The following is a 13,064-nucleotide window of genomic DNA, read 5'->3' as shown; positions in this document are numbered from 1 at the left end:
CCTCACAAAACGAAGGCCTCGAAGGATGGCTCCTTCGAGGCCGGTTTCGGCGTCCGGGGAGAGGCGGTGGACGCCTCTCCGATCCGACTTCAGGCCGGCACCACCCGGCGCGACTTGCGCATCAGCGCCTCCTCGACCGTGCCGTCGCCGTCGAGATAGCCGTGCCGCTTCGGGTTCGGCATGATCAGCGAGCCGATGAAGGCGATGCCGAGCATGACGGTGACGTACCAGAAGAAGCTGCTCTCCGAGCCGATCTGCTTCAGGTACAGGGCCACCGCCTCGGCCGTCCCGCCGAACAGCGAGTTCGCCACCGCGTAGGAGAGCCCGACCCCGAGCGCGCGGACCTGGGTGGGGAACAGCTCGGCTTTCACGATGCCGCTGATGCCGGTGTAGAAGCTGATCACCGTCAGGCCGATCATGATCAGGCCGAACGAGACATACGGGTTCGTGGTCGAGCCGATGGCGGTCATCAGCGGCACCACCATCAACGTGCCGAGGCCGCTATAGAGCAGCATGTTGGTCTTGCGGCCGATCCTGTCCGAGAGCCAGCCGAAGAAAGGCTGGATGATCATGTAGACGAGGAGCGCCGCCGTGGAGATCTGCGAGGCGGTGATCTTGTCGATATGCGCCGTGTTGAAGAGATATTTCGGCATGTAGGTGGTGAAGGTGTAGAAGCTCAGGGAGCCGCCCGCGGTATAGGCCAGCACCACGCAGAACGCGCGCCAATGCTTGAACAGGGCGGAAAAGGTGCCGGATTCCTTGTTCGCCATGTCCTCCTTGGTCGCCGTCTCGGCGAGCGACGAGCGCAGGAACAGAGCGACCACGGCCGCCAGAGCCCCGATGACGAACGGGATGCGCCAGCCCCAGGCGGTGAGCTGCTGCGCGGTGAGGAAGCTCTGCAGGATGATCAGGACCAGCGAGGCGAGGAGCTGGCCGCCGATGAGCGTGACGTACTGGAACGAGGCGAAGAAGCCGCGCTGACCCTTGAGGGCGATCTCGCTCATGTAGGTGGCGCTGGTGCCGTACTCGCCGCCCACCGACAATCCCTGGATCATGCGGGCGAGCAGAAGCAGGGCGGGGGCCCAGTGCCCGACGCTGGCATAGGTCGGCAGCAATGCGATCATCAGCGATCCGCCGCACATCATCAGCACGGAGATCATCATCGAGGTCTTGCGCCCGAGCCGGTCGGCGATGCGGCCGAACAGCCAGCCGCCGATGGGACGCATGAAGAACCCGACCGCGAACACCGCCGCGGATTTCAGGAGCTGGCTGGTGTCGTCGCCCTCGGGAAAGAAGACCGGCGCGAAGTAGAGCGCGAAGAAGGCGTAGCAATAGAAGTCGAACCACTCGACGAGATTGCCCGACGACGAGCCGACGATGGCGAAGATGCGCCGGCGGCGATCCTCCGCATCGTCAGGCCTTGGGGGATCGATCGCGATAGCGTCGGACATAAGGACTCCCAACCATTCTCACCGGGACCCTGTCGGGCCTCTTGGTCGGCGACGTTAAGCAGCGATCCGAAATTCACAAGGGGTTGGATGCGGCTTTCCTACAGAGCGCCGAAAATGTCAGCCGCTCGCCTCGCTGGAAACGGGCGGCCTCTGTGGTTGGAAGATGCCGGGACGGTGAGCCCCAGTGAAAATCCATCTTCTTCAAGCTTGAGCATGATGGGTCTCAGCAGATGTCGTGTTGACGAACGACATCATCGGAATTTGAGGAACGGTTTTGCCGGTGTTTCCGTTTGGGCTTCGCGTCGGCGCCTCGTGGCGTCAGTGTTCAACATGAAAATGGACTGAGCGACATGAGCAAGCTCTTGCGGAGTACGGTGACGGCTGCCGTCCTGGTCGTCGGCGCGGCAACGGCCTTCGCCCAAGGCGGACCGGGCGCCGGTGGCGGACCCGGCGGTGGCGGCGGTGCGGGTGGCGGCGCAGCGGGCGGTGCGGCCGGAGCCGGGGGTGGACCCGGCGGCGGTGGCGGCATGCGCGGCGGCGCTGGCGGCGCTGGCGGCGCTGAACGCGGCGGAGCCGGCGGCGGAATGGAACGTGGTGGTGCCGGCGGCGGAATGGAACGTGGTGGTGCCGGGGCCGAGCGTGGTGGTGCCGGGGCCGAGCGAGGCGGACCGGCGGGAGAGCGCGGCGGGGCCGCTGGCATGGGACGCGGCGGCGATGATTCCGGCGGTGAGCGGGGTGGCCGCATGGATCGTGGCGATCGCCCCGATGCGGGTGGCAAGGCCGATCGGGACGGAAAGGCGGATCGCGGTGATAAGTCCGATCGGGACGGGAAGGCTGATCGCGGCGATAAGTCCGATCGCGGTGACCGCATGGACCGTGACGGCAAGGGCGACCGCGATATGAAGCGCGGTTCCGATGGCAAGGCCGATCGGGGCGACCGCATGGAGCGTGACAAGGGAGATCGGGGAGACAAGGTCGGGCGTGGCGAACGAGGCGGACGCGGTGACCGCGGCGCGGTGCGTGGTGCTTACGGACGGCTCGGTGCTCCCCAGCGTACGGAATTCCGCCAGAGCGTGTTCCGTCGCGGCATCCCGCGTCTCGCCGCCGGTGTCTTCGCTCTCAGTGTGGGCACCGCCATCGCCCGCAGCTACACGCTGTACGACCTGCCGCCGGACATCGTTCGGATCGCGCCGGAATACGAGGATTATCGCTATGTCCTCGTCGACGACGACATCGTCATCGTCGATCCGGATACTTACGAGATCGTCGACGTCATCCGCGGCTGATCCAGCACGTCGGTGAGGCAATGGCTCAATGCCTCACCGATGACAGTGCTTCTTCGGGTGCCGAGAGATCGCGGTGAAGTAAATCTCTCGACGCAAAGTCATCTCAAAGACCATTTTTGCAGAATCGGGCCGAAGTTCATCTTCGGCCCGATTTCTTGTCGAAATCGGAGCATCGACGTCGGTTGTTTGGTGCGCAATCGAACGGCCACGAACGTAAACAGCATGGCTGTCTATTTACCGGATTTCATCTCCTGGCTCACTGTTTCCGCAGCCCGTATGGCCTGATCTTGAACGAAGATCTTGATCTTATGCGGTGTCACCGCCCATGCCGCAGACATCAGAAATGTTACGGCCGCTAATCCGTAAGCAAATCCCTGCATGATGCTGAGCCATCCGAGCAGCAATGGAATCAAGCTGATGACCAGGGCTGCGCTGAAACTCTTTGTAAGATAGTAGACAGAGACGGCGCATATGACAGCCAAAGCGATCGGCTTAAAAAATCTGACGATGTAGTTTTCCACAATCCGAGCTTTCTAAGCAAAATACTTACCGAGGAGCTAATGTTTTGGCCTCAAGCCTTGCATTGTAAGGCGCTTCACTGACTTGACTGATGAGGTTCTATCCGACGAATCGTCAATGCCTCCTGTGGTCGACCGGACAAAACGACTTGTTATCTCGATAAATTGGGACAAATTGTCCGAAAGTCGTTTGAACGAGATAACGCGCCCATGACGTCGGCCACGGTCAGGCATTCCATCCGGTTATCCGACGGCGATGCCGCCTATCGGGTCGCTGCCTGGCAGGAACTGATGGTGACGTCGGGTGAGATACGCGTCACGCCCGCGGAAGCGGAGCGATTCACGTGTGAATCATCTTGGCGTCGTCTTGGGCCGGTGATGGTCGGACGCATCAGGGCGACGGATTTCGACTTGGTTCGTAGCAATGAGAGCGCCGCGCGTGCCGGGCTCGACCATGTCTTCTTCAACGCTTTCGAAGCCGGCCGAGGTCACGGTGTCTGCGGCCGGCGGCAGATGGTCTTCGAGGTCGGCGCCCTCTCGATCACGACGATCTCCAGCGCGGCCGCTTACCGGCTGGAAGACATCACCTTTACCGCTCTCGTCGTGCCGCGCAGGCTTCTCGAAGCCGCGATGGGCCCGGTCGATCCGATCGACGGGCTCGTCTTCAAACCGGAAACTCCGGAGGCGCTGATCGTCAGCGCGCATATCCGCACCCTTCTCGACCTGCCGGAACTGCTCACATCCGCCAAAGCCGCGCTGGCCGGACGGAGCAGCCTTCAACTCCTCGCGGCCTGCTTCAGCAAGACCGCTCCGAACCTCGCCATCGGGGTCGATCTCGATGCCGAGATCGCCAAGGAGATCCGGCGCTATATCGAGGATCACCTCGCCGATCCCGACTTGGACGCCGCCCTGATCTGTCGGCATTTCGGCCTGTCCCGCTCGCGGCTCTACCGGGTGATGAGCGCGACGGGCGATGTCGCTGCCGTTATCCGACGGCTGCGCCTGGCGCGTGCGCATCGCGAGATCGCCGCGCGACGGAAGACCGATATCCCGATGACCGAGATCGCGGCGTGTTTCGGTTTCAAACAGGAGCGCAGCTTCCGCAGGGCCTTCCAGCAGGCCTTCGGTTACTCACCCACCGACCTTCGCGGACGGGTGCGCAACGGCGCTTCGACCTCGCTCCCCGAAGCCGGCGCCGTCATCGATGACTGGTTCAACGATCTCTAGGCCGAGGCGAGGCGATCGGCACCACCTCGCTCAAGCAAGTGCTGCAGCGACGCTTCTCAGCGCCCGCCGCGATCCAGCATCCGCGAGACCACCCGCGCCGTGTAATCCACCATCGGCACGATCCGCGCGTAATTGAGCCGCGTCGGCCCGATGACGCCGACGACGCCGACGATCTTCTGGGAGCCGTCGCGGAACGGTGCCGCGATCATCGAGGAACCGGAGAGCGAGAACAGCTTGTTCTCCGAGCCGATGAAGATGCGCACGCCCTCGCCGCCCTCGGCGCGGGAAAGGAGTTCGATCACGTCCTTCTGCGTCTCGAGGTCGTTGAAGAGCAGGCGGATCCGTTCGAGATCTTCCACCGCACGCAGGTCGTCGAGCAGGTTGGCCTGACCGCGCACGATGAGCTGGCGCGCATCCGACGGCCCGACCGTGGTGGCGAGGCCCGCATCGACCAGACGCTCGGTGATGGCGTCGAGCTCGCGCTTCATCGCCTCGCGGCCCGCCTCGATCTCCGCCCGCAGGTTCCCGAGGGTGCGCCCCTGGAGGCGGGCATTGAGGTAATTCGAGGCTTCCTGAAGGGCGCTGGCCGGAAGGCCTGGTGGAAGATCGAGGATGCGGTTCTCCACCGAGCCGTCATCGGAGACCAGCACGACGAGGGCGCGGGCGGGGTCGAGACGAACGAACTCGATGTGCTTCAGATGCACGTTGGTCTTGGTGGTGAGCACCACACCGGCCCCGCGCGAGATACCCGACAGCAAGGTCGAGGCTTCGGCGAGGGCACTCTCGAAAGTATGGCCCGAGGCGGCGGCGCGCATTTGCGCCTCGATCCGCTCCTGCTCCTCGCGGCCGACATCGCCGATCTCCAACATCGCGTCGACGAAGAAGCGAAGGCCCATCTCGGTGGGCAGGCGGCCGGCGGAGGTATGGGGGGCGTAGATCAGCCCGGAATGCTCCAGGTCCGCCATGACGTTGCGGATCGAGGCGGGCGACAGCGCCATCGGCAGGATGCGGGCGAGATTGCGCGAGCCCACCGGCTCGCCGGTCGTGAGGTAGCTCTCGACGATCTGCCGGAAGATCTCGCGGGTGCGATCGTTCAGGGCCGCGAGGGCCTGAAGTTGCTGCTGTGACGAGAAGGGGCGCGCGCGTTCGGTCAATGGGTTCTTCCTGAAGCGCGATTGTGTCCGGCTCCGCGTCTGCGCACAACCTTTACCGCCGCGGCATCGACGTTGTCCTCGTCCGAGGCGGGGTGTTCGACGAAGCCGCGACCCTTTCGGCGAGCCATCTCGCCCAAGCGGAATGCCCTTTGCGTTGCGCTGCCGCCCGTTGCCAAACGCTGCCGCCCTTCGGCATGTGCCGCGACGAGGTTCCGCGGGTCTGGCGAAGGCCCGCATCGTGAACGTTCCCCTCGGAGATGAGCGACGCCGTGCCCGACCTCGATAGTGTCGTCAGAGAGATCGCCGAGGAGATGGCCGACCGGCAGGACCGGGGGGATGTCGCCACCTACATCCCCGAACTCGCCAGGGTCGATCCGAAGGGCTTCGGGATCGTGGTGATCGATGCCGATGGGCATGTGGCGGCGGGGGGCGACAGCGATACGCCGTTCTCGATCCAGAGCATCTCGAAGGTCTTCACACTGACCCTCGCACTCGGCATGGCCGGCGACAGGCTGTGGCGGAGAGTCGGGCGCGAGCCCTCGGGCAGTCCCTTCAACTCCATCGTCCAGCTTGAGCGCGAGCGCGGCATCCCGCGCAATCCCTTCATCAATGCCGGCGCCATCGCGGTCACCGACGTGATCCTGTCGGGGCACCAGCCGCGCGAGGCGCTCGGCGAAATCCTGCGCTTCATGCAGTTCCTCGCCCAGGACCCGACCATCACCATCGACGAGGCGGTCGCGGCCTCCGAGCTGCGCACGGGCTTTCGCAACATCGCGCTGGCCAACTACATGAAATCCTTCGGCGTCATCGACAATCCGGTCGATTTCACCCTCGGCGTCTATTTCCACCACTGCGCCATCAGCATGTCGTGCCGGCAACTCGCCACGGCGAGCCGTTTCCTCGCGCATTCCGGCCGCAACCCGCTGACCGGGCATTCCGTCGTCTCGCCCGAGCGCGCCAAGCGCATCAACGCGGTGATGCTCACCTGCGGGCATTACGACGGTTCGGGCGAGTTCGCCTATCGCGTCGGCCTGCCCGGCAAGAGCGGCGTCGGCGGCGGCATCATCGCCGTAGCGCCGGAGACGGCGTCGATCGCGGTCTGGTCGCCTGGGCTCGATGCGTCGGGCAATTCGCATCTTGGCCGGATCGCCCTCGAAATGCTGACGAAGCGCCTCGGCTGGTCGATCTTCGGCGCATGATCGGCGCCCATCAGGTCCCGCCCTGAGGTCGGCCCGGCTCCGGCGCGGTCGAGGCCCCGCGCCTCAACTGGCCGAGATAATCGCGGAGCAGCGCGACCCGCCTCGGCCGGAAGCTCGTGCCGGCCAGTTCGGCGGCGACGATACGGTCGGCGCGGAACATCCGGTGCGCCTCGCGCAGGCAGCACCAGGCGAGGACGACCAGCTTGCGGTCGAGATAGACGATCGCGAGCGGCCAGATCGTCCGATCCGTGCTGCATTCGTCCTTGTCGGTGTAGCGGATCGTCAACGCTTCCTCGCGCCAGCAGCCTTCGCGGAGGGTCGCCATGCCGAAGGATGGCACATAGCGATCCTCGAACCGGCGGACCTGAGAGACCGCATGGAGAAGGTGCTGCTGGCTCGCATCCGGCAGGGTCGCCGCCACCTTGGCCAGCACTGCGGCAGCCGCCTTCGCTAGTGCCGGATCGCCCATATGCGCGACCTCGGACAGACCGAGCACCAGGGCTTCGATCTCGATCCGGTCGAACATCTGCGGCGGCAACGCGCCGTCCTCGATCAGGCGATAGCCGTAGCCGCGCTCGCCCTCGATATGGGCTCCGGCCGCCCGCAGACCGTCGATGTCGCGGTAGAGCGAACGGAGGGACACGCCGGTTTCCTCCGCCAGCCGAGCCGCCGTCACCGGCGCCGGAAGCATGCGCAGGGCCTGCAGCAATCGGAAAAGACGGTCCGTCCGGGGCATCGTTCAACTGACGCAAAGTGGCAGTTGCCCTACGCTATAAGCGGCGACGTCGACCCCGCCAACAGGAATGCCGCCGATGCTGACCCTCTATCATTCGCCGAAAAGCCGCTCGACCCGGATCGTCGCGCTGCTTCGCGAACTCGATGCTCTCGACGAGGTGACGATCGAGATCGTCACCATCCCGCGCCAGGACGGCTCCGGTCACCGCGATGCCGGCAACCTGCATCCCGAAGGCAAGGTCCCGTACCTCGTCCATGACGGCGTCGCGATCTGGGAGAGCAGCGCGATCATGCTGTATCTGGCCGACCTCTTCCCGAAAGCGGGGCTCGGCATCCCGCCGGGGCATCCGCAGCGCGGCGCCTATCTGAGCTGGTTCGCGTGGTATTCCGGGGTGGTCGAGCCGGTCATGCTGCTGGAAGCGATCGGGGTTTCGCATCCCGCCATCGCGTCGACGTTTCGAAGCGGTGCGGAGGTCAGGCGACGACTCGCTGCGGCGCTCGCCGAGGGGCCTTTCCTGTTCGGCGATCGCTTCACCGCGGCGGACATGCTGCTTCACTCGCCCTATGCCTGGTTCGGCAAGCCCGGCGAGCCGATCCTCGATGCATGGATCGAGCGCTGCATGGCCCGTCCCGGCCCGGCCTTCGCCGCGGAGTTCGACGCTGGACACGCGCTCTCATGATCTGAGACCGTAGGGCCCGGCGAAGCCTTGGGTGCTCGGAAGCGAGGCAAAAAGAAAGCCTGCCGCAGGTTTTGCGGCAGGCTTCGATGAAAATATGGGCAGATTGCCCGCCGTTGAGCCTAAAACTTAGGCCGCAGCCTTCGCCTCATCGGAGGTCGGGACCGACGCGACGGTCTTCAGGATCTGCGAAGCGATCTGGTAGGGGTCCCCTTGGCTGTTGGGACGGCGGTCTTCCAGATAGCCCTTGTACTCGTTGTTGACGAAGCTGTGGGGCACGCGGATCGAGGCGCCGCGATCGGCGACACCGTAGCTGAACTCGTTGATCGCTGCGGTCTCGTGCTTGCCGGTCAGACGCATGTGGTTGTCCGGGCCGTAGACGGCGATGTGGTCTTCGAGGTTGTCCTTGAAGGCGGCCATGAGCGCCTCGAAATAGGCCTTGCCGCCCACCGTCCGGAGGTGATCCGTCGAGAAGTTGGCGTGCATGCCCGAGCCGTTCCAATCGGTCGCGCCGAGCGGCTTGCAATGGTATTCGACGTCGATCTCGTAGGTCTCGCACAGGCGCTGCAGCAGGTAGCGGGCGACCCACATCTCGTCGGCGGCCCGCTTGGAGCCCTTGCCGAAGATCTGGAATTCCCACTGGCCCTTGGCCACTTCGGCATTGATGCCTTCGTGGTTGATGCCGGCGTCGAGACAGAGGTCGAGATGCTCTTCGACGATCTTGCGGGCGATGCTGCCGACTTCCTTGTAGCCGACGCCGCAATAATACGGACCCTGAGGGGCGGGGTAGCCGGTGGCGGGGAAGCCGAGCGGGCGACCGTCCTTGTAGAAGAAGTATTCCTGCTCGAAGCCGAACCAGGCGCCGTCGTCATCGAGGATGGTGGCGCGCTTGTTGGACGCGTGCGGGGTGACGCCATCCGGCATCATCACTTCGCACAGGACCAGCACGCCGTTCTTGCGGGTGCTGTCGGGGAAATGGCGCACGGGCTTCAGCATGCAGTCGGAGCTTCCGCCCTCCGCCTGCAGCGTCGAGCTGCCGTCGAAACCCCACAGCGGAAGCTGCTCGAGGGTCGGGAAGCCGTCGAATTCCTTGATCTGGGTCTTGCCACGCAGGTTCGGCACCGGCGTGTATCCGTCGAGCCATAGATACTCGAGCTTATATTTCGTCATTTCGAGCCTCTCGTCCCTCAAGCGATACGACGGCCGGGATCCCCCTCACATCGTTCGCGGCCGTTCGTAGCCGGAATCGCCGTTAGCATATCGTGTGCCACCGAAGTCATCGGTCCCGCCTCCGATCCGGCAACTCCGACGATAGGACGATCCGCATGCCGGTGGTCGGACGTCTTGCGCGATCCCGGCGACAGGTTGATCGCCTAGGAGGCAGACATCGCCGGCTGGGTGCAGGGAGGAATGAATGGCACCGGGCGCGGCTGCACAATCTCCCGGCAACGTTCCAAGCGCGCGTTGACCTTGGCTAAAGACCGAGCAGATTCATCGCCCTTTGGGCATCGTGCAGGCGGCGCACCTGCCCATGTGCTTAATCCCAAAACAAATAATAAAAATTCGGGGCAGCACGTGCGGCTTTTCTCGGCAGACATGCGTTGCATGGCCTCCGCTCCCCTGCGGTCGGTCACACCAACAACTCACGGAACGGAGTCCGTCCTGATGAAGAACCCAACCCTCTCCGCCATGGCGAAGACCTTCGCCATCATGCTCGCCCTGGTGGGCGCGATGATCCTCGGCGCCCCGCGCAGCGCGGATGCCGCGCCGATGGCGGTCACGAGTGAGGTCGCCGGCTCGGTCAACACCGCTGCCACGCAGGTCCAGTACGGCGGTGGCCATTGGCGCCATCACGGCCGTCATCACCGCCGTCACTTCGGCCACCATCGCGGTCGCCACTTCGGCCATCACCATGGCCGTCGCTTCGGTCACCACCATCACCACCGCCGTGGCGTCTATCATGGCCGCACCTACCGCTACTGAGACGTGATGCAGGGGCGCGCCGCATGGCGCGCCCCTCTCTCATGGCTGCGCTTGCCGGTGGACGAGCCGGAGCCTAAGAGCCCGGACAACCAATCCGGAACTCGATCTGAGGAGAGCGCCCATGCGGCCCTCGAAGCGCGCGAACGACGAACTGCGCAACGTCACCCTGGAGCGCGCCGTCGCCCGCTATGCAGAGGGCTCCTGCCTCGTCACCTTCGGCCAGACCAAGGTGCTCTGCACCGCCTCCCTCGAAGAGCGCGGCCCGCCCTGGCTCCGCGGCTCGGGGAAGGGTTGGGTCACAGCCGAGTATTCGATGCTGCCGCGCGCCACGCATGAGCGGACCCGCCGCGAGGTGAATTCCGGCAAGCCTTCCGGGCGCACGCAGGAAATCCAGCGCCTCATCGGCCGCTCGCTCCGCGCGGTCACCAATCTTCCCGCCATCGGCGAGCGCCAGATCACCGTCGATTGCGACGTGATCCAGGCGGATGGCGGCACCCGCACCGCCGCGATCACCGGAGCCTGGGTCGCCTTGCACGATTGCTTCGCCTGGATGCGGGGCCGCTCCATCATCTCCGTCGATCCCCTGCGCGAGCACGTTGCCGCCATTTCCTGCGGCATCTACAAGGGCACCCCGGTGCTCGATCTCGAATATGCGGAGGATTCCGCTGCGGAAACCGACGCGAATTTCGTCATGACCGGCTCGGGTGGCCTCGTCGAAGTCCAGGGCACCGCCGAGGGCAAGCCCTTCTCGGAGGCCGAACTGATCGAGCTGCTGCGCCTCGCGCGCGGCGGCGTCGAGCAGCTCGTTACCCTGCAAAAGCAGGCCATCGCGTGAGCGAGCCCCGCATCCTCACCGGGCGGGTCGTCATCGCCACCCACAATGCCGGCAAACTCGTCGAGATGCGCGAGCTCCTGGCGCCGTTCGGCGTCGAGGCGGTCTCGGCCGGCGAGCTCGACCTCCCCGAGCCCGACGAGACCGGGACGATGTTCTCCGAGAACGCGGCGATCAAGGCCATCGCCGCGGCACAGGCCTCGGGCCTGCCGGCTTTCGCCGACGATTCCGGCCTCTGCGTCAACGCCCTCGACGGCGCTCCCGGATTGTTCTCCGCGCGCTGGGCCGGTCCGAACAAGGACTTCTCCGGCGCGATGTCCCGCATCATGGCCGAGCTCGACAAGCGCGAGGCGACGACCCGCCGGGCTCACTTCGTATCCGCCCTCGTCATCGCCTGGCCCGATGGGCACACCGAAACCTTCGAGGGCCGCGTCTTCGGGGAGCTCGTGGAGCCGCGCGGCTCCCAGGGCTTCGGCTACGACCCGATGTTCCTGCCCGACGGCTACGACCGCACCTTCGGCGAGATCTCGTCGGAGGAGAAACACGGCGTGGATTGGCAGAGCGGGAACGCCCTGTCGCACCGGGCCCGCGCCTTCGTGGTGTTGGCGCGGAACTGCCTGCGCCGGCCCGGCTGAAGGCTTCCTCGGCTCCCCGTGATCCGGGCGCCTCGTAAGGGGCCCCCGGAACCAGGGCCGACGGTTCTCGATGTTGCGACCTGGCCCGAGTGCCTGGACCACGAGGGCGTCTCCGGCGCTCGCGGATGACCGGTTGAGTGGATCGGCCATTGCCAAAATCCCCAACCGCGCGCACATCCGCCCGATGACCGACCGTTCAGGCCCGGATCACCCAACCCGCGATGCCGGGTTCGGTGTCTATGTCCATTGGCCCTTCTGCGCCTCGAAGTGCCCCTATTGCGACTTCAACAGCCATGTCCGTCACGCGCCCGTGGACGAGGGCCGCTTCCTGGCGGCATTCCGGGCCGAGATCGCCCATGTGGCCGCGCGGATTCCGGGGCGGACCGTCTCCAGCATCTTCCTCGGCGGGGGCACTCCGTCGCTGATGCAGCCGGCCACCGTGGCGGGGCTGCTCGATGCCATCGGCGAGGCCTGGGGCACTGTCCCCGATGTCGAGGTAACGCTGGAGGCTAACCCGACGAGCGTCGAGGCCGGCCGTTTCCGTGGCTATCGGGCGGCGGGGGTCAACCGCGTCTCGCTCGGTGTCCAGGCGATGGACGACGCCTCCCTAAAAGCCCTCGGTCGGCTTCATACGGCGGCCGAGGCGATGGCGGCGGTGGAGACGGCGGCCGCGCATTTCGAGCGCTATTCCTTCGACCTCATCTACGCCCGGCCGAACCAGACCGCGTCGGCATGGCGGGCCGAGCTGACGGAGGCCATCGCGCGGGCGGCCGAGCATTTGTCGCTCTACCAGCTGACCATCGAGCCGGGGACACCGTTCTTCGGCCTCCATGCCGCCGGCAAGCTCGTCCCGCCGGATAACGACATGGCGCGGGCGCTCTACGACGTGACGCAGGACGTCTGCGACGCGGCCGGCCTCTCCTCCTACGAGATCTCCAACCACGCACGCCCCGGCGCGCAATCGCGCCACAACCTGCTGTACTGGCGCTACGGCGAATATGCCGGAATCGGTCCCGGTGCGCATGGACGGCTGGTGACCGGCGAGGGGCGGATCGGCACTGTCACGGAGCGGATGCCGGAGGCGTGGCTCGCGCGGGTCGAGCGCGACGGCCACGGCATCGTCGAGACCGAAACCCTCTCGGCGGCCGACCAGGGCGACGAATTCCTGATGATGGGCCTGCGCCTCCGGGAGGGCGTCGACCCGGCCCGCTACGCGATCCTCAAGGGCCGGCCCCTCGATCCGGCCCGTATCGAGGCCCTGATCGGCGATGGGCTCGTCGCGCGGCTGGATGGGGGGCGCATCGCCGCCACCGCGCGTGGCGCGCCTGTGCTGAACGCCGTCGTGGCGGAACTCGCGGCCTGATGCA

The 13,064-nt window shown here is 65.7% G+C and carries 14 protein-coding genes; 9 read left to right on the top strand and 5 right to left on the bottom strand.

Features of this window, described 5'->3' with window-relative positions; genetic code table 11:
- Nucleotides 1-89: 89 nt before the first annotated feature.
- Complete coding sequence (locus A3OK_RS0113680; RefSeq protein WP_019905450.1) at nt 90-1,451, bottom strand: MFS family transporter; 1,362 nt, start codon at nt 1,449-1,451, stop codon at nt 90-92.
- Between the two features lie 438 nt (nt 1,452-1,889).
- On the opposite strand from A3OK_RS0113680, the gene A3OK_RS24800 reads away from it, so the two are divergent.
- Complete coding sequence (locus tag A3OK_RS24800; protein WP_019905449.1) at nt 1,890-2,354, top strand: hypothetical protein; 465 nt, start codon at nt 1,890-1,892, stop codon at nt 2,352-2,354.
- Nucleotides 2,321-2,737 (top strand): DUF1236 domain-containing protein, encoded by a 417-nt coding sequence (locus A3OK_RS24795; RefSeq protein ID WP_019905448.1) that lies wholly within the window; start codon nt 2,321-2,323, stop codon nt 2,735-2,737. The genes A3OK_RS24800 and A3OK_RS24795 overlap by 34 nt, the downstream gene beginning before the upstream one ends.
- 230 nt (nt 2,738-2,967) lie before the next feature.
- Here the strand turns inward: A3OK_RS24795 and A3OK_RS0113670 are convergent, their stop codons facing one another.
- Nucleotides 2,968-3,258 (bottom strand): hypothetical protein, encoded by a 291-nt coding sequence (locus tag A3OK_RS0113670; RefSeq protein WP_019905447.1) that lies wholly within the window; start codon nt 3,256-3,258, stop codon nt 2,968-2,970.
- Nucleotides 3,259-3,465: 207 nt separating this feature from the next.
- Here A3OK_RS0113670 and A3OK_RS0113665 point away from each other — a divergent pair, with 207 nt between their 5' ends.
- Nucleotides 3,466-4,482, top strand: a complete 1,017-nt coding sequence (locus A3OK_RS0113665; protein ID WP_019905446.1) for a helix-turn-helix domain-containing protein — start codon at nt 3,466-3,468, stop codon at nt 4,480-4,482.
- A gap of 56 nt (nt 4,483-4,538) precedes the next feature.
- Here the strand turns inward: A3OK_RS0113665 and hrcA are convergent, their stop codons facing one another.
- Complete coding sequence (hrcA, locus tag A3OK_RS0113660; RefSeq protein WP_019905445.1) at nt 4,539-5,636, bottom strand: heat-inducible transcriptional repressor HrcA; 1,098 nt, start codon at nt 5,634-5,636, stop codon at nt 4,539-4,541.
- A gap of 269 nt (nt 5,637-5,905) precedes the next feature.
- On the opposite strand from hrcA, the gene A3OK_RS0113655 reads away from it, so the two are divergent.
- Nucleotides 5,906-6,835: a glutaminase gene (locus tag A3OK_RS0113655; protein ID WP_026597254.1), complete on the top strand. Its 930-nt coding sequence runs from the start codon at nt 5,906-5,908 to the stop codon at nt 6,833-6,835.
- A gap of 10 nt (nt 6,836-6,845) precedes the next feature.
- Here the strand turns inward: A3OK_RS0113655 and A3OK_RS0113650 are convergent, their stop codons facing one another.
- On the bottom strand, nt 6,846-7,571 hold the full coding sequence (locus tag A3OK_RS0113650) for a YafY family protein (RefSeq protein WP_026597253.1): 726 nt from the start codon (nt 7,569-7,571) through the stop codon (nt 6,846-6,848).
- A 76-nt stretch (nt 7,572-7,647) separates the two neighbouring features.
- Between A3OK_RS0113650 and A3OK_RS0113645 the strand changes: the two genes are divergently transcribed.
- Nucleotides 7,648-8,250, top strand: coding sequence for a glutathione S-transferase family protein (locus A3OK_RS0113645; RefSeq protein WP_026597252.1), 603 nt, complete (start codon nt 7,648-7,650; stop codon nt 8,248-8,250).
- Between the two features lie 126 nt (nt 8,251-8,376).
- Here the strand turns inward: A3OK_RS0113645 and A3OK_RS0113640 are convergent, their stop codons facing one another.
- Complete coding sequence (locus tag A3OK_RS0113640; RefSeq protein WP_019905441.1) at nt 8,377-9,417, bottom strand: glutamine synthetase beta-grasp domain-containing protein; 1,041 nt, start codon at nt 9,415-9,417, stop codon at nt 8,377-8,379.
- 495 nt (nt 9,418-9,912) lie between these two features.
- Here A3OK_RS0113640 and A3OK_RS22750 point away from each other — a divergent pair, with 495 nt between their 5' ends.
- The 4 genes from A3OK_RS22750 to hemW all read left to right on the top strand — a co-directional run bounded on the left by A3OK_RS22750 (nt 9,913) and on the right by hemW (nt 13,060).
- Entirely contained in the window at nt 9,913-10,230 is a 318-nt protein-coding gene (locus A3OK_RS22750) for a hypothetical protein (protein WP_019905440.1), read from the top strand.
- A gap of 121 nt (nt 10,231-10,351) precedes the next feature.
- Nucleotides 10,352-11,065 (top strand): ribonuclease PH, encoded by a 714-nt coding sequence (rph, locus tag A3OK_RS0113630; protein WP_019905439.1) that lies wholly within the window; start codon nt 10,352-10,354, stop codon nt 11,063-11,065.
- Nucleotides 11,062-11,697, top strand: a complete 636-nt coding sequence (gene rdgB, locus A3OK_RS0113625; RefSeq protein WP_019905438.1) for an RdgB/HAM1 family non-canonical purine NTP pyrophosphatase — start codon at nt 11,062-11,064, stop codon at nt 11,695-11,697. The genes rph and rdgB overlap by 4 nt, the downstream gene beginning before the upstream one ends.
- A 184-nt stretch (nt 11,698-11,881) precedes the next feature.
- The gene (gene hemW / locus A3OK_RS0113620; RefSeq protein ID WP_026597251.1) at nt 11,882-13,060 is read left to right on the top strand and encodes a radical SAM family heme chaperone HemW; all 1,179 of its coding nucleotides are present in this window, start codon (nt 11,882-11,884) and stop codon (nt 13,058-13,060) included.
- Nucleotides 13,061-13,064 lie beyond the last annotated feature (4 nt).

Source organism: Methylobacterium sp. 77, from assembly GCF_000372825.1.
Lineage (GTDB): Bacteria > Pseudomonadota > Alphaproteobacteria > Rhizobiales > Beijerinckiaceae > Methylobacterium.
Note: the sequence above shows the minus strand (reverse complement) of the source record. Positions and strands in the feature narration are given on the sequence as shown.